The sequence below is a fragment of the Streptomyces sp. NPDC102514 genome, assembly GCF_055584525.1.
Map to the genome: position 1 here is coordinate 168316 of NZ_JBVJLW010000003.1, position 14236 is coordinate 182551.

Sequence of the window (14236 nt, forward strand, 5' to 3'; positions counted from 1 at the left end):
GGCGGCCCGTATCCCAGGCACTTCGAACACTTCCGAAGATAAAGCGGCCGCATACCTTCAACAGACATTACTCAGCTGCATTTCCGCTCAACTGTGCATATGCGGCCCCCGCTCGCGATCCTGCTCCTAGCGTGGCTGGCGCAACGGGGCGGGAACAGCCCGGCCCGGCCCGCGAACGGAGACAGGACATGGCCGATGTGGACGTATCCCTCAAAGAGCTGATGACAGGCGTGGAGGGAGCACTGGGGGCAGCCGTCGTGGACTACACCAGCGGCCTGGCCCTCGGTGTCCTCGGCGGCGGCAAGGACCTGGACTTAGAGGTGGCCGCCGCCGGCAACACCGATGTCGTCCGCGCGCAGATGCGGACCCTGGAGCATCTCGGCCTGGCCAGCCAGATCGAGGACATCCTGATCACTCTCGACCGGCATTACCACGTCATCCGGCTGGTGAACGGCCGAAGCGGTAACGGCCTGTTCCTGTACCTGGTGCTGGACAAAGCGAGGTCGAATCTGGCGATGGCGCGTCACCAGCTCAAACGAGTGGAGGAAAACCTCGCCGTCTGACCCTCATTTCGCATGCCCTCGATGTGAAGAGTTCTGCAACTCTCGACATCCATACATGTCCATTCCGTAGGTCCCGGCGGGACGAGGTGCGACAGACTGTTCTCACAGATGGGAGCACCGAGTCCCGTTCGGCGCCACCGCCCACGCGTAGGGAGCAAACGGCTGTGCAAGTGCCCCTCTACCAGGCCAAAGCCGAGTTCTTCCGCATGCTGGGACATCCCGTACGCATCAGGGTTCTCGAACTGCTGCAACACGGCCCGGTCGCGGTACGGGACCTGCTCGCCGACATCGAGATCGAACCGTCCAGCCTGTCCCAGCAGTTGGGGGTACTACGCCGGGCGGGCATCATCGTCTCCACCCGCCAGGGCTCCACCGTCATCTACGCCCTCGCCGGAGGCGACATCGCCGACCTCCTGAAGGCCGCACGCCGCATCCTCACCGAACTCCTCGCCGGGCAGTACGCGATCCTGACCGAGGTCCACGAGACCGAGTCCTCTTCCGGCCCCTTGCCGGCAGGCAGAAAGTCCTGACTTCGCCACACCGGCGGTCGAGTTCGGGGCCGATGGTCCCTTCCGCGAAACCTGCACCCTGCCGAGTCGGGTCGAGTGCCGACGTGACTTCAGTACACGGTCAGGCCGAAGTGTGACAGGACCTCCGCGACGGGCTGATGGTACGAGACCCCTCCGGAGGTGCAGTTGCCGCTCGATCCGACCAGGAAGCCGACGGCCAGGGTGCCGGAGTACGCCGGAGCCCCCGTGTCACCGGCCTCCGCACACGTGGTGGACCTGACCAGACCATAGACAGTGCCCTCGGAGTAGTTGACCGTGGCGTTGACCGCGGTCACCCTTCCGCAGTGGACCCCGCTGGTGCGGCCGACGTGGCAGAGCGACTGCCCGACCGCCGGGCTCGCCACCCCGGTGATGTCCTGGTAGACGCCCCCTCCCAGCGCAATGTCACCGGGCAGGTTCAGCAGGTTCGAGGTGTAGCGGACCACCCCGTAGTCGTCGATGGGGAACGAGGCACCGGCGGTGACCCCGACCTGCACGGTGCGGGCGGCATCGGCGTACCAGGTGGTGGTGTGGGTGCCCGAGCAGTGGCCGACCATCACGCCGTAGAAGACGTTGTTGCCCGTCGCGTTGAAACCGACGACACACTGGGCGCCGGTGGCCGCGTAGAGCACAGTGCCGCCCCGGATCGTCGTCACTTGCAGGGCGGACGCGGACGAAACAGTGCCGAAGAACAGGGCGACCACAGCCATCACGGCTGTGGTCAGCATCGCCAGGCAGGTGTGCAGACGTCTCACGGCCCCTCCCAGGGTCATCGGTGGTCCGTCACCGGACAGTTCCCTCATGGTGGAGGTACCGCGCGCGCAGCGACAGACGTACTCCGGCCGTCCCCGCTTCGGTGTCGGGCGCGGCCAGTTCGATTCCGGAACCGTCCGGGCCGGTAAGGGGCAAGGCCCGGACGGTCACCGCTTGTTCAGGGTGGGAAGGAGGGCGAGGCTGAGTCAGTCCTCGTCGCCCCCGCCTTCGTCTTCGTCGTCGCCTTCGAAGAAGTCACCCACCTCGTCGACGACCTCAGCCGCGACCATGCCGCCGACCACACCGACGGCGAGTCCCGCCGCGCCGGCCGCGACGACGGTGCCCATACCGGGACCGGAGCGCTGCCCATGACCATCGCCGTGGCCCCGGCCGTAGCCGTGTTCGTCCTTGTGGGCGTGGCCGCCCTGCGCGACGTAGGGGTCACCATGCCCGTAGGAGCCACCGGCGTGGTGCGGTTCGCCGTGCCCATACGCGTCGTGTCCGCCGCGGGAGGCATGGTGCTCGACCAGTTGGCTGATCCACCTGTCGACCTCGGTAAGCCAGTTGACCTGTTCGACGCCGTAGTGGCTGACGGTGAAGCGGGTCACCGCGTCGTGCCCTCCGGCGAAGAGGCCGCCGCGCTTGTCGGCCTCCAGGATCACGTCCATGCCGCCCGGGGTGGCGAGGAACGTCACCTCGATCTCGTTGACCTGGTGCGCGTACTGCGGCGCCGGAGCGAGCTCGATCTCCTGGTAGAAGGGCAGTTGCTGGCCGGTGCCGCCGATGCGCCCATACTCCAGGTCCGCGGACTTGAAGCCGAAGCCGAGCTGTCCGAGCGCTTCCAGGATCGCCTCCTGGGCAGGCAGCGGGCGCACCGCCAGCTGGTCGAGATCGCCCTTGTCCTTCGCGCCGGCCACCGCCAGCTCGGTGCGCACCCCGAGTACGACGCCCAGCCCTTGCCCGTACAGCTCGGTGACGGGGGTCTCCCACGGCAGCATCATGCTGAACGGCACGCTGTGCAGCTCGCCGGCGGCGAGGCGGAAGCCGCCACCGGCGGTGAACCGGTCGAAGACGACCGTGCCGTCGGACTCGCCGTCGTCGTGCTCGGCCTCGACACGGGCGACCAGTTCGAGGGTGATGTGGTCGATCGTGAAGTCGGCGTCACCGCCCCGCAGATGTACCTGTCCGCTCAGGGTCCCGCCGGGCAGCACCGCGCCCGGGTCGAGGACCGTGTCCACCGTGGGTCCGCCCACGCCGAGCGAACCGAGCAGCCGCTTGAACACCATCGTGGCGTTCTCTCCTTCATGTGTACGTACGGTTCTTGCCCGCGTCGGGCGGCGGACCCCGAAGGGGGGTGGGGTCCGCCGCCCGGCGCGAGGGTTACTTGGCTGAGGTGTCGAGGGCTGCCAGGGCCTGTGCCCAGCGCGTGTACTTCAGGTCGGCCAGCTCGGCGACCGTGGTGACGCCGAACGCCTCCTTGAGGAGTTCACCGTCCTTGTCCGAGACGCCCCTCAGCGCGGAGACAGGTGCGGCCAGGATCTCCGGCAGACTCTTGTCCGCCCACGTCTTGTCCAGCACCTTGTCCAGGTCGATCGAAGCCATGACAGTCCTCCCAGGGAAACAACCAGTGGATAGTCCGGACGGCGTGGCCGCTGGGATGGCCGTACCGTCGGATAACGCGCTGCTCAAACCGGTGCGTGCCCTCCAGCCTTGCCCGTCGTCCGCAGGGCAGCCCGGAGCAACCGGACGCCCGCCGTGTCATCTACACGCTTGTAGAAGTATAGGGTCGAGCCGCCCGCACGGACGGCCTCCCGCCGGAACGTCCGAAAACCTTCCGTGGGAGTGGCTGAACCTGCTCCCACAGGCGCCTTTTGCCGCACCTTGACCTATACGGTTACCGTCCACCTTCGCGTGATACCGGTCGAGTTCGCCCGAAAGATGAAGCTCAAGGCCCCAAGTGCCGGACGAGCTCCCGTGACTTCTGCCGCAACGCGGCTGTCCACCCCTTTGCCCGGGGGTCCGAAGCCGTCTTGAGACAGTGGCTCTCGGCGCGCTCGGCAGCCTGCCAGTTCACCTCGATGTCCGCTGTCTCGGCCAAGGCCAGCACCGTGGCGACGAACCCTTCGGACAGTGTGGCCATGACGGCGTGTCTGGTTTCGCTGTGCCAGGCGAGCAGGGCGTCGACGAACACCGCGAAAGCGATGGGGTCGATCTGACACTCATCGGCTTCCATGGGGCCAATGCCGGATGGCAGACCCACTTCGGCTTGATAGACGGTGACCTGGCTCATGAACAGCCGGGACGCACCGTTGGACGGGTTCCACAGGGTTCGGTCGCCCATGTCGTAGTACTGGCTCACGTCAGCCTCTCACCGCTGGTCACAGGAGGCCGACAGTACGATCAGTCCACCCTCCGCGAAAAATGGACCAGAGTCCGCCTGGACCCCACAGCCACGGGGGTGCTGCCAGAGAGTGATTCGGCGTGGGCGAGACTTGCGCGGTGGCACATACAGACATGACCGGTCAGGCGGCCCCGCCCACCCCTGCAAGCGATGAAGGGCCGAGTGCTCGGCCGCGGCAGGAGCGCGGGAAGGAGCCGGGGAGCCGGATGCCGCGTTGGATACCGCGCGCCCTGTTGCTGGCGCTCGCGCTCATCGGCACCTTCCAGCTGGCCAGTTGGGCCTTCCACCAACTCGTCGGCCTGCTGCTCAACCTTCTCGTGGCGTTCTTCCTCGCCCTCGCCATAGAGCCCGCGGTGAGCTGGATGGCCTCCCGTGGCATGCGGCGCGGGCTGGCCGCCTTCCTGGTCTTCCTCAGTATCGTGATCGTGACCACCGGGTTCGTCCTGCTGCTCGGTTCCATGCTCGCCGAGCAGATCATCAAGATCGTCGAGGATTTCCCGGCCTATCTCGGCTCCGTCATCAACTGGGTCAACACGCACTTCGACACCAAGCTCAGACGCGTGGACGTCCAGGAGAACCTGCTGCGCTCCGACTGGCTCCGGAAGTACGTGCAAAATGGCGCCACCGGCGTCCTGGACGTGTCCGCACAGGTCCTCGGAGGGCTCTTCCAGCTGCTGACGATCACGCTGTTCTCGTTCTACTTCGCCGCCGACGGCCCCCGCCTGCGCCGCGCCCTGTGCTCCGTACTGCCGCCGGCCAAGCAGGCCGCCGTGCTGCGCGCGTGGGAGATCGCCGTCGACAAGACCGGCGGCTACATCTACTCGCGCGGGCTCATGGCCCTCGTCTCCGCGGTCGCGCACTACGTCCTGCTGCAGGCGCTGGCGGTGCCGTACGCGCCGGTGCTCGCCGTGTGGGTGGGACTGGTCTCGCAGTTCATCCCCACGATCGGTACGTATCTCGCGGGCGCCCTGCCGATGCTGATCGCCTTCACGGTCAACCCCTGGTACGCGCTGTGGGTGCTGGTCTTCGTCGTGGTCTACCAGCAGTTCGAGAACTACGTCCTGCAGCCCAAGCTCACCGCGAAGACCGTGGACATCCACCCTGCCGTCGCCTTCGGATCCGTCATCGCGGGCACCGCCCTGCTCGGAGCCGTCGGCGCACTGATCGCCATCCCCGCCGTCGCCACCCTGCAGGCCTTCCTCGGGGCGTACGTGAAGCGATACGACGTCACGGACGACCCGCGCGTCCAGGGCCACCCGAACAGGCGCTCCGCCATGGGTCTCGTCCCGCGCGTCCGGAGGGTGGCGGAGGAACGCATCGGGGCGTGGGGGCAGCGGCGGCGAGGCAGGTAGAGCCCTCTCGAAAGCGGCCTCCGTAATCGGTGCACGGAACCGCTGACCCAGTCCGGGCCCAAGAGGCGCGGGGAACCGAAGTGTGGCCAGAATCGTTTCCCGGGTTCCACCGCAATCAGAGGAGTGCCGACCTTGTCCGCCAGATCGACGGACCTCGCCGGGTGCAGTTCCCGGCTGCCACGCCACGACGAGCGTACGAGCGGCGCACGGCGGGGTGCCTTCTCCTCTTTGATGCCTCGATGAGTACCGCGAGCGCCGTACTGGGCCTGCTCGCCGTGTTCGTGCTGACTGCCGGGACCGGCTACTTCGTCGCCCAGGAGTTCGCCTACGTCACCGCCGACCGGCTCGCCCTCTCCCGCGAGGCCGAGGCCGGGAACAAGCAGGCCGCGCGCGCCCTGCGGGTGCTTGAGCAGTTGTCCTTCATGCTGTCCGGCGCGCAGCTGGGCATCACCGTGACCGGACTGGTCGTCGGCTTCATCGCCGAGCCCTCCGTCTCGGCGCTGCTCGAACCGGCCCTGACCGCCATCGGGATTCCCGAGGGCGCGGTGGGTGGCATTTCCGTCGTGCTCGCCTTCGTGGGCGCCACGGTGGTCCAGATGGTGCTGGGCGAGCTGGCCCCGAAGAACCTCGCGATCGCCGTGCCGGAGCGGCTGGCGAAGGCCCTGGCCCCGTCCACGCTCGCGTACCTCAAGGTCGTCGGTCCTCTCGTCCGCGTCTTCGACGGGGCGGCCAACCGCCTGCTGCGCAGGGTCGGCATCGAACCGGTCGAGGAGCTCCACCACGGCGCCACCCTGGAAGAGCTCGGTCATCTGATCGGCGAGTCCCACGGGCAGGGCGAACTGCCCAAGGGCACCGCCGTGCTGCTGGACCACGCCCTGCAGTTCTCCGAGCGCACCCTGGACGAGGTGATGGTGCCGCGCGCGGACGCCGTCTTCGTCCGTACGGACGCCAGTACCAGCGAAGTCGTCGAACTGATCGGCAGGTACGGCCACTCCAACTATCCCGTCCTCGGCGACCGCCCCGATGACGTCACCGGCGTCCTGGGCGTACGCGAGCTGATGCGGTTGCCCACCGAGATGTTCGGCTCCACCGCCGGCGCTCTCGCCCGGCGTCCGCTGCTCCTCCCGGACACCCTGCCCCTGCCGAAGGCGGTCGAGGCGATGCGGCAGCGGGACGACGAGTTCGCCGTCGTCCTGGACGAGCACGGCGGCGTGGCAGGTGTGGTCACCTACGAGGACATCGCCGAGGAACTGGTCGGGGACATCGCCGACGAGTCCGACGCCGTCACCGAACTCGCCGTCGCCGACGCCGGCGGCTGGCGGGTGGACGCCGGACGGCGCCTGGACGAGGTCGCCGAGGCCACCGGCATCGCACTGCCCGAGGAGGACGGCTACGACACCGTGGCCGGTCTGATCGTGAACCGCCTGGGCCGCTTCCCCACCGTCGGCGACCGTCTCACTGTCGAGCTGCCCGGCGGGGGCGGCGTGATGATCGACGTTCTCACCCTGGACCGGCACGTGCCCGAACAGATCCGCATGGAACAGCTGCCCGCGGAGTCCGATGAGGAGGGGCAGGCATGAGTTTTCCGATGGCGCTCTTCGTCACCGTGCTGCTGCTGATCGGCAGCGGCTTCTTCGTCGCGGCCGAGTTCGCCCTGGTCGCGGCCAAACGCCACCGCGTGGAGAAGGCAGTGGCCCAGGGGCAGCGCGGAGCGAAGGCCGCGCTCGCCGGTATGCGTGAACTGTCGCTGATGCTGGCCGGTGCCCAGCTCGGCATCACCATCTGCACGCTGGGCCTCGGCTCGGTGTCCAAGCCGGCGATCTCGCACGAACTCGACCCGCTGCTGCACGACCTGGGGCTGCCCAGCGCGCTCAGTTACGGCGTCGCGTTCGCCGTGGCGATGATCGTGGTGGTGTTCCTGCACATGGTGGTCGGCGAGATGGCCCCGAAGTCGTGGGCGATCGCCCACCCCGAACGCTCGGCGATGCTGCTCTCCCCTCCCTTCCGGGGCGTGGTGAAGGTCGTACGGCCGCTGATCGGCGTACTCAACCGGATCAGCAACGCTCTGGTACGGCTGTGCAGGGTCACCCCACGCGACGAGCTGACCTCGGTCCACAACCGGGATCAGCTCACCCACCTGGTCGCGGAGTCGGAGCGGCTGGGCCTGATCAGCGGGGCCGACTCGCAGTTGCTCACCCGTTCACTGACCGAGCCGCAGACCCCGGTGGGCGATCTCCAGGTACCGACCGCGGCGATCACTGCGGTCGACGGCGTGGCGGACATCGACGAGATCCTGCGCGTCGCGTCCGACAGCGACCGCACCCGTCTGCTGGTCCGCGACGGCGACACCGTCCTCGGCTCCGTCCACGCCCGCGACGCCCTGGTGGCCCGCGCCCAGGGCCGCGCCGCCGCCGCCCGCGATCTGGCACGGCCGATTCCCGAACTGCGCGGGGACGCCACGATCGCAGACGCGATCGACCTGCTGCGGCGACGCCGTGCTTCTCTGACGGTCGTCATAGACGAGGACGGCCGTATGACGGGCATGGTGAGTCTGGACGACCTGCTGGCCCGTTTCTTGCAGCCCCACGCGACCTGACCGGCCATCGCCGACTGAGCCGTTGGCGACGGTCAACGGGCGACGGGCTCATTCGGCAGTGCGGCCTGCTGAGGCTCTGACGACTTCAACGGCGCTGCCCGTCAACGCAGTTGGCGAATGTGAAGGAAATCCTCACTTTCCCCTCACCCGGGCCTGAATCGCCCCTTACTCCGATACGCCATCATCTTCGCCAGCAGTGCCGGACCGCCGGCACTGCTGAGGGAGAGGGCCCGGACAACGGAAGCGCGTGACCTCACCAGCAGGGAGGATTCATGACAGCAGGCTTTGCTGTGGAGCGGCACGTCGCTGTGCACACAGGTGACAGCCGTCGTCGGCGGCGGACACCCTGGCTCGCCCTCGTGGCCTGCGCCTACGCCGTCGTCCAGCTCGTGCTGGTCGTACCACGTACCGGCCACGCGCTCGGCTGGGACGAATCCGTCTACGTCTCCCAGTTCGATCCGCGCACCCCGGCCGCCTACTTCAGTGCCCCACGCTCGCGGGGGCTCAGCTACCTGACCGCACCGGTCGTGGCCCTCACCGACTCGGTTCTCGCCCTTCGCCTGACCCTGGTCGTGTTGTCCACCGCAGCCCTCTACTGCGCCTACCGCATCTGGCGGGCCCTGCTGGGAGACGCCACCGCCGCCTTGGCCGCGCTGCTCTTCGCCGGACTGTGGAGTGCCCAACTCGCAGGCTCCCAGGCCATGCCCAACCTGTGGGTCGCCCTCGGTGCCGTCGCGGTCGTCGGCTGGTTCCTGCGCTCCCCCGGCGAACCCCGCGCCCGCTGGTGGCTCGCGGCGATTCTTCTCGGCGTCACTCTGGTCCGTCTGCCCGACGCCGGCTGGCTGGCCCTGCCTCTGCTGGTCTCCGCGGTGTGCTTCCGGTCGCGTCGGCATACCGTGCCGTTCCTGCTCGGTGGCCTGGTGTTCGGTGCCACCCCGTGGGTCGCCGAGGCCTATCTGCGCTTCGGAGGTGTCACCGAGCGACTGCACCGGTCAAGTGCCACCGAGGGCGGCATGTCCTGGCACATCAACACGGCCAACGCATGGCACAGTCTCAACGGCCCCCAGCTGTGCCGCCCCTGTCACATCCCGCAGACCCACCCCGAACTCACCCTGTGGTGGCTCGCGTTGCCCCTCCTCGCAGCCGTCGCGCTCGTGGTCGCCGCGCACGACCGGAGGACCCGCCCCCTCACGCTCACCACCCTGCCCTTGATCTGCGCCGTCGCGCTCTCCTTCCCGTACCTCTTCCTGCTCACCTACTCGGCCCCGCGGTTCCTGCTGCCCGCCTATGCCCTGTTGAGCCTGCCTCTTGCCGCGCTCGCCGCCCGCGTCCTTGCCACCGGTCGCCGTACGAGGCCCGTCATGGCCGTGGTCGTCCTGGTCGTCGGTCTTCAACTCGCCGGGCAGGCAGTGCTGTTGCCTGGAATCAGTGCGCGGGTGGCCTTGGTCTCCGAGCGCTATCGGACGGCTGCACACACCCTGAACGCCCTCGGACTGCGTCCGCCGTGCCTGATCACCGGACCGAGCGCACTACCCGTGGCCTACGCCGCGGGCTGTGCCTCCGCCGAACTGCACGGGAACAACCGCTCGCTCACTCGTGCCGCACTGCTCGACCGCGCCGACCAGATGCCCTTCGCCGTACTCGTGCCCCGAGAACACCACCGGCCCCGGTACGCACACCACTGGATCCGGCACCGACTGCCGGGCACGCACTGGACCGCGTACACCCCGGGGTGAAGGGTCTTCGGGCCGCACCGCCGTGAGGGACGGGCGAGCGTGCCGCCCTCACCCCGGAGGCAGGCTGATGTCGAACCGGGCGCCGGTTCTGTGCCCGGGGTCGTGGGTCACGTCGCCGCCGGCGGAGCGGGCGAGGCGTCGTGCCAGTGCCAGCCCCAGGCCCGCCCCGTCGTGTCCGTCGGCGGGGTCGGCACGGCGGCCGGGTTCGAAGAGCCGCCCGGCGAACAGTGGGGGCACGCCGGGTCCGTCGTCGGTGACCTGGACCCGTACGCCGTCGGGTGTGCGGCGGGCGCGGACCTCGACCTCTGACTTCGCGTAACGGCAGGCGTTGGTGAGGAGCGGGCTGACGATGCGTTCGAGGAGGGCCGGTGGGACTCCGGCCACCAGGGGCGGGCCGTCGGCGGTGACCGTCAGGTGAAGCGGCGCGGCCAGGCCTTCGGTGAGGCGTTTCAGTGTGGGTACGACCTCGGCTGTGCCCGGAGCGGTGAGCGTGCCACCGCGGGCGTCGTCCAGGAGGGTGTCGCAGATGGCACGCATGGAGTCGGCGGCATCGGCGATGATCCGGTGGGTGGTCCGCGTCTGGTCTGCGGTACGGGGGCGGATGTGCCACCAGTCGAGTTCGGCGATGATCCGGCTCAGGGGCGTACGCAGCTCGTGCGAGAGTTCCCCGGTGAGCCGGCGCTCGTGGCGCAGGAGTGTGCGGATGCGGTCGAGCATGGCGTCCAGGGACGTGCCGAGGGCGGTGAGTTCGGCCGGGTGGTGGCGGCTGCCGAAGCGTTCTTCGGAGGCGACGGCGCTCCACTGGGTGGCCTGGTCGGTCATCGTGCGGACAGGGCGCAGTGCGCGGCCCACCGCCAGCCGTGTCAGGGCGTACGTGCAGACGAGCATCACGGCGTCCAGGGCGAAGGATCCCAGGAGCAGGGTGTCGGCCGAACTGCGGTAGGGGGCAAGGCTGAGCGCGGTGACGACCGTCGCTCTGCTGCTGTCCTTGGACATGGGCGTGGACGTGGACGTGGACGTGGGTACGGGCTGGGAACACAGTCGCAAGGGGCCGTGGAACTCTGTCGTGACGCACCGACGGCCGCCGCGATCGGCGAGTGCGTCGGCGATACGGGTCAGCCGGCCGGCGGCCGGTGGCTTTTCCAGCAGGTACCGGTCGGCGTAGATCCACACGTTCGTGTCGAGGACGTCGTCGTGGGGGGTCTCCAGGACGCGTACCGTCGCCCCGCCGGTGTCGACGGTCGTCGCGACGGCGGCGGCGCGGGTGCGCAGTTCGTCGTCCGCCTGCTGCTGGAGGTGGTGCCGGGCCACGGCGTTGAAGGCGACGGTGAGGACCAGCATCAGCAGGGCGGCCGTGGTGAGGGCCACGAGTGCGAGCCGGCCGCGCAGCGTGCGGGGTGTCAGCCGGTGGCGGATGCCGCTCATGACAGGCGGTGGCCGACACCGCGGGCCGTACGGATCGTGTGAGTGCTGCCCGCTTCGCGCAGCTTGCGGCGCAGTCGGGTCAGGTACTGGTCGAGGGTGTTGTCGTGGACCTGGGCACCCTCGGGCCAGCCGGCCCGGACCAGCTCACGGCGGCGTACGATTCCGCCGGTGGCCGCCATGAGAGCGGCCAGGAGGCGGAACTCGGTCGGTGTCAGATCGACCGCTGTGTCCCGGATGCTGACGACGTGTCGGACGGCGTCCAGTACCAGGTCTCCGGCACTGACGGCGGGCGGCGGCGCGGTCCGTTTGAGGGCGGCCCGCAGGCGGGCGGCGAGTTCGGCCAGATGGAACGGCTTGGGCAGGTAGTCGTCGCCTCCGGCCGAGAACCCGGACAGCCGGTCGGTGAGCAGGTGATGGGCGGTCAGGAAGATGACCGGGGCGGAGAAGCCGTTCGCGCGCATGGCCTGGCACACATCGCGCCCGTCGGCGTCGGGCAGCCCGATGTCGAGCACGGCGGCGGACAGGCCCGTGCCTGTGACGGCCAGCCGCAGGGCGGTGGCGCCGTCCGGCGCGGGCACGGGGTCGAAGTCCTCGTCGCGCAGCCCGCGCATCAGCACGTCACGCAGGCCGTGATCGTCCTCCACGACCAGGATCGTCCGGCGCACGGTGCTCCTTCCGCTCGTGTCCTGGGTCCGTCCGTTCTTGTGCCGTGTGCGCACGCTCTCGTGACGTGTACGTCCGTTCTCGTGCCGTGTCCGGACGGGTCGGCGGCGGACCTGTCTCCGCTGTCGTCCCACGCTGCGGGTTCAGGCATGGCGTGCCGGGAGCCGGCTGCCGGAGTCGCACGCGAGCCGCGACGCACAGGCACACCCCCAGCCAGCCGAGGGCGAACAGCCAGCCCCCGACGACATCGGTGAACCAGTGCACTCCGAGGTAGACACGGGTCAGCCCGACCAGGGCGCCCCAAACAGCGACGACCAGGACGAACAGCGATCCGCCTCGCGGGCCGCGCATCCGGACAGCGATGATCAGCAGTCCCGTGGTGAGGGCCGCGGTGGTGGTGTGCCCGGACGGGAACGACCATCCCGAGGCATGCGTCTGCCAGTCCGTCAGGGGCGGTCGTGGCCGGGCGACGAGTGACATCACCGTGTACCGCAGCGACTGGCCGACCCCCAGGCAGGCCAGACAGAGCGCGACGGCGAGGGTGCGCTGCCGGAGTGTGCGTCCCGCGATGATTCCGGCCAGTACGGCCAGTGCGTACGCGATGACACCCGTCCCGGTGGCGGTCAGCCCGCGGGCGAACGCCACCGCCATGTCCGGCCGGTGGCCCACGGACCACGCGAGAAGGCCCCTGTCCGGGGACAGCGGCACGCCGTCGTGGCCCACCACGACCATGGACAGCACGCCGAACGCCGTCCACGCCCCGAGGGCACAACTGCCGGCGACTCCGGCCGCGGTCGGTCCGGCGCCGATCGGTCCGGCGACCGCGCCGGGTTTCACGGCGCCACCAGCAGCGGACGCAGACGCGTACCCGTGAGCCGCAGGGCCAGGGCCCCCAGATGCCCGCGCAGTACGGACATGACGACCAGCCCGGTCATGGCGCCCACCACGACCCCGGCCGCCACGTCGTGCGGATAGTGCGCGCCGACCCAGACCCGTGAGACCGCCATCGCAGCGGCGGCCACAGCGGCGACCGCGCCGAGCCGACGGGATACGAACATCAGGGCGACGGCCGCCGCGGCGGCGATCGCCGCGTGATTGCTGGGGAAGGACCAGTCGCCGGGCGCCGGACACGCCTCCAGCGTGGTCACCCGCAGGCTCCGGCAGGGCCGGTCCTCGCGCACCACCAGCTTCAGCACCGTATCGACTCCGAAGGCGACGGCCACGACGAGCGGCACGGCGAGTGCCGTCACCGACGCGGCGGCGTCCGCCCGCCGGGCGAGCCACCAGCCAATGGTCATGAGCACCACGAACAGGGCGAGCCCGTACGTCGACCACGCCGATACCGTGTCGTTCAGCCATGCGGGAGCGTGCCGGGCGAGGCCCACCACGTCGAGGTAGGCCCGGCCGTCGACCGGCGACCCGTCGAGGGCGAGGATCATCCGCGGGCCTCCTTCGTCTTCGAGGCCCGCCGTGAGCGGTACACCTCGGAGGCGAGCGGGATCAGCGACAGAGCCACGAGCAGCGCGACCATGGGCAGCAGATACCGGTCCACGTTCGGTACGGAGGAGCCCAGGGCGTATCCCGCCAGCGTGAGACCCAGGCTCCACACCAGCCCGCCGGCCACCTGCCAGACGGTGAAGGTCCGCACCGGCACACGCAGGGCGCCCGCCATCGGGTTCAGGACCGTGCGCACCACGGGCACGAAGCGGGCCAGGACGATCGCCTTCGCGTACCCGTAGCGCTCCAGCAGTTCCTCCGCTCGCTCCGCGCCCTGGCGCAGGCGGGCCGAGCGGCTGCGGGCGAGCAGGGCACCACCCGCTCTGCGGCCCAGGAGATAACCGCACTGCGAGCCCGCCAGCGCCCCCACCGCCGCGGCGACCAGGAGCGGGGCGAGGGACAGCTTCAGACCGCGGTCGGCGCCGCCGGTGCACAGCAGACCTGCCGTGAACAGCAGTGAGTCGCCCGGAAGGAAGAAACCGATCAGCAGTCCGGTCTCGGCGAACAGCACCACACCCACCCCGAGCACGCCGAACGCGGAGAGCAGGGAACGGGCATCCAGCACATTGACGGCAAGCTGCGACGATGGATGCATGGCTGTGGTCAGCATCGAGAGCGCCCTTCCTTTTCCCGGCCGGCGGACATGGCGGGGCAGCGACAACCGGCGATCGACTACAATCCAGTAGACGGTCTATTGCACTG

General features: G+C 69.5%; 15 protein-coding genes. 6 read left to right on the forward strand and 9 right to left on the reverse strand.

Annotated elements, in window-relative coordinates:
- Positions 1-188 precede the first annotated feature (188 nt).
- Together ACZ60E_RS08950 and ACZ60E_RS08955 are read left to right on the forward strand one after the other, a co-directional pair.
- Positions 189-563, forward strand: coding sequence for a hypothetical protein (locus ACZ60E_RS08950; RefSeq protein ID WP_384815832.1), 375 nt, complete (start codon positions 189-191; stop codon positions 561-563).
- A gap of 164 nt (positions 564-727) precedes the next feature.
- Entirely contained in the window at positions 728-1093 is a 366-nt protein-coding gene (locus tag ACZ60E_RS08955) for an ArsR/SmtB family transcription factor (protein WP_384815835.1), read from the forward strand.
- Between the two features lie 89 nt (positions 1094-1182).
- Here the strand turns inward: ACZ60E_RS08955 and ACZ60E_RS08960 are convergent, their stop codons facing one another.
- The 4 genes from ACZ60E_RS08960 to ACZ60E_RS08975 all read right to left on the reverse strand — a co-directional run bounded on the left by ACZ60E_RS08960 (position 1183) and on the right by ACZ60E_RS08975 (position 4223).
- Entirely contained in the window at positions 1183-1866 is a 684-nt protein-coding gene (locus tag ACZ60E_RS08960) for a S1 family peptidase (protein WP_384815838.1), read from the reverse strand.
- A gap of 204 nt (positions 1867-2070) precedes the next feature.
- Positions 2071-3150 (reverse strand): sporulation protein, encoded by a 1080-nt coding sequence (locus ACZ60E_RS08965; RefSeq protein WP_469439130.1) that lies wholly within the window; start codon positions 3148-3150, stop codon positions 2071-2073.
- A gap of 94 nt (positions 3151-3244) precedes the next feature.
- Positions 3245-3466: a hypothetical protein gene (locus ACZ60E_RS08970; protein WP_385838099.1), complete on the reverse strand. Its 222-nt coding sequence runs from the start codon at positions 3464-3466 to the stop codon at positions 3245-3247.
- Positions 3467-3809: 343 nt separating this feature from the next.
- Entirely contained in the window at positions 3810-4223 is a 414-nt protein-coding gene (locus ACZ60E_RS08975) for a DUF6086 family protein (RefSeq protein WP_453790959.1), read from the reverse strand.
- A 140-nt stretch (positions 4224-4363) separates the two neighbouring features.
- Here ACZ60E_RS08975 and ACZ60E_RS08980 point away from each other — a divergent pair, with 140 nt between their 5' ends.
- From ACZ60E_RS08980 to ACZ60E_RS08995, 4 genes are all read left to right on the forward strand, one after another.
- A complete protein-coding gene (locus ACZ60E_RS08980) occupies positions 4364-5617 on the forward strand; it encodes an AI-2E family transporter (protein ID WP_469439131.1) in 1254 nt (417 codons plus the stop codon).
- A gap of 239 nt (positions 5618-5856) precedes the next feature.
- Positions 5857-7197 carry a hemolysin family protein gene (locus tag ACZ60E_RS08985; protein ID WP_469439132.1) on the forward strand — a complete coding sequence of 447 codons (1341 nt, stop codon included), beginning with the start codon at positions 5857-5859 and terminating at the stop codon, positions 7195-7197.
- Positions 7194-8213, forward strand: coding sequence for a hemolysin family protein (locus ACZ60E_RS08990; RefSeq protein WP_469439133.1), 1020 nt, complete (start codon positions 7194-7196; stop codon positions 8211-8213). Before ACZ60E_RS08985 ends, ACZ60E_RS08990 begins: the two co-directional genes overlap by 4 nt.
- A gap of 272 nt (positions 8214-8485) precedes the next feature.
- A complete protein-coding gene (locus ACZ60E_RS08995; protein WP_469439134.1) occupies positions 8486-9949 on the forward strand; it encodes a hypothetical protein in 1464 nt (487 codons plus the stop codon).
- 48 nt (positions 9950-9997) lie between these two features.
- Here the strand turns inward: ACZ60E_RS08995 and ACZ60E_RS09000 are convergent, their stop codons facing one another.
- From ACZ60E_RS09000 to ACZ60E_RS09020, 5 genes are read right to left on the reverse strand one after another with little or no spacing between them, the layout of a single operon-like run.
- Positions 9998-11374, reverse strand: a complete 1377-nt coding sequence (locus tag ACZ60E_RS09000; protein WP_469439135.1) for a sensor histidine kinase — start codon at positions 11372-11374, stop codon at positions 9998-10000.
- Positions 11371-12039: a response regulator transcription factor gene (locus ACZ60E_RS09005; protein WP_469439136.1), complete on the reverse strand. Its 669-nt coding sequence runs from the start codon at positions 12037-12039 to the stop codon at positions 11371-11373. Before ACZ60E_RS09005 ends, ACZ60E_RS09000 begins: the two co-directional genes overlap by 4 nt.
- The gene (locus ACZ60E_RS09010; RefSeq protein WP_469439137.1) at positions 11993-12874 is read right to left on the reverse strand and encodes a phosphatase PAP2 family protein; all 882 of its coding nucleotides are present in this window, start codon (positions 12872-12874) and stop codon (positions 11993-11995) included. The genes ACZ60E_RS09005 and ACZ60E_RS09010 overlap by 47 nt, the downstream gene beginning before the upstream one ends.
- Positions 12871-13476, reverse strand: a complete 606-nt coding sequence (locus tag ACZ60E_RS09015) for a phosphatase PAP2 family protein (protein ID WP_469439138.1) — start codon at positions 13474-13476, stop codon at positions 12871-12873. Before ACZ60E_RS09015 ends, ACZ60E_RS09010 begins: the two co-directional genes overlap by 4 nt.
- A complete protein-coding gene (locus tag ACZ60E_RS09020) occupies positions 13473-14144 on the reverse strand; it encodes a DedA family protein (RefSeq protein ID WP_469439139.1) in 672 nt (223 codons plus the stop codon). The genes ACZ60E_RS09015 and ACZ60E_RS09020 overlap by 4 nt, the downstream gene beginning before the upstream one ends.
- Between the last annotated feature and the right edge of the window lie 92 nt (positions 14145-14236).

Excerpts from the sequence above, each read along its gene's own strand:
- ACZ60E_RS09000 (WP_469439135.1), bottom strand. The coding sequence starts at position 11,374 with ATGAGCGGCATCCGCCACCGGCTGACACCCCGCACGCTGCGCGGCCGG.
- ACZ60E_RS08965 (WP_469439130.1), bottom strand. The coding sequence starts at position 3,150 with ATGGTGTTCAAGCGGCTGCTCGGTTCGCTCGGCGTGGGCGGACCCACG.
- ACZ60E_RS09020 (WP_469439139.1), bottom strand. The coding sequence starts at position 14,144 with ATGCTGACCACAGCCATGCATCCATCGTCGCAGCTTGCCGTCAATGTG.
- ACZ60E_RS08970 (WP_385838099.1), bottom strand. The coding sequence starts at position 3,466 with ATGGCTTCGATCGACCTGGACAAGGTGCTGGACAAGACGTGGGCGGAC.
- ACZ60E_RS09015 (WP_469439138.1), bottom strand. The coding sequence starts at position 13,476 with ATGATCCTCGCCCTCGACGGGTCGCCGGTCGACGGCCGGGCCTACCTC.
- ACZ60E_RS08995 (WP_469439134.1), top strand. The coding sequence starts at position 8,486 with ATGACAGCAGGCTTTGCTGTGGAGCGGCACGTCGCTGTGCACACAGGT.
- ACZ60E_RS08950 (WP_384815832.1), top strand. The coding sequence starts at position 189 with ATGGCCGATGTGGACGTATCCCTCAAAGAGCTGATGACAGGCGTGGAG.
- ACZ60E_RS08990 (WP_469439133.1), top strand. The coding sequence starts at position 7,194 with ATGAGTTTTCCGATGGCGCTCTTCGTCACCGTGCTGCTGCTGATCGGC.
- ACZ60E_RS08985 (WP_469439132.1), top strand. The coding sequence starts at position 5,857 with ATGAGTACCGCGAGCGCCGTACTGGGCCTGCTCGCCGTGTTCGTGCTG.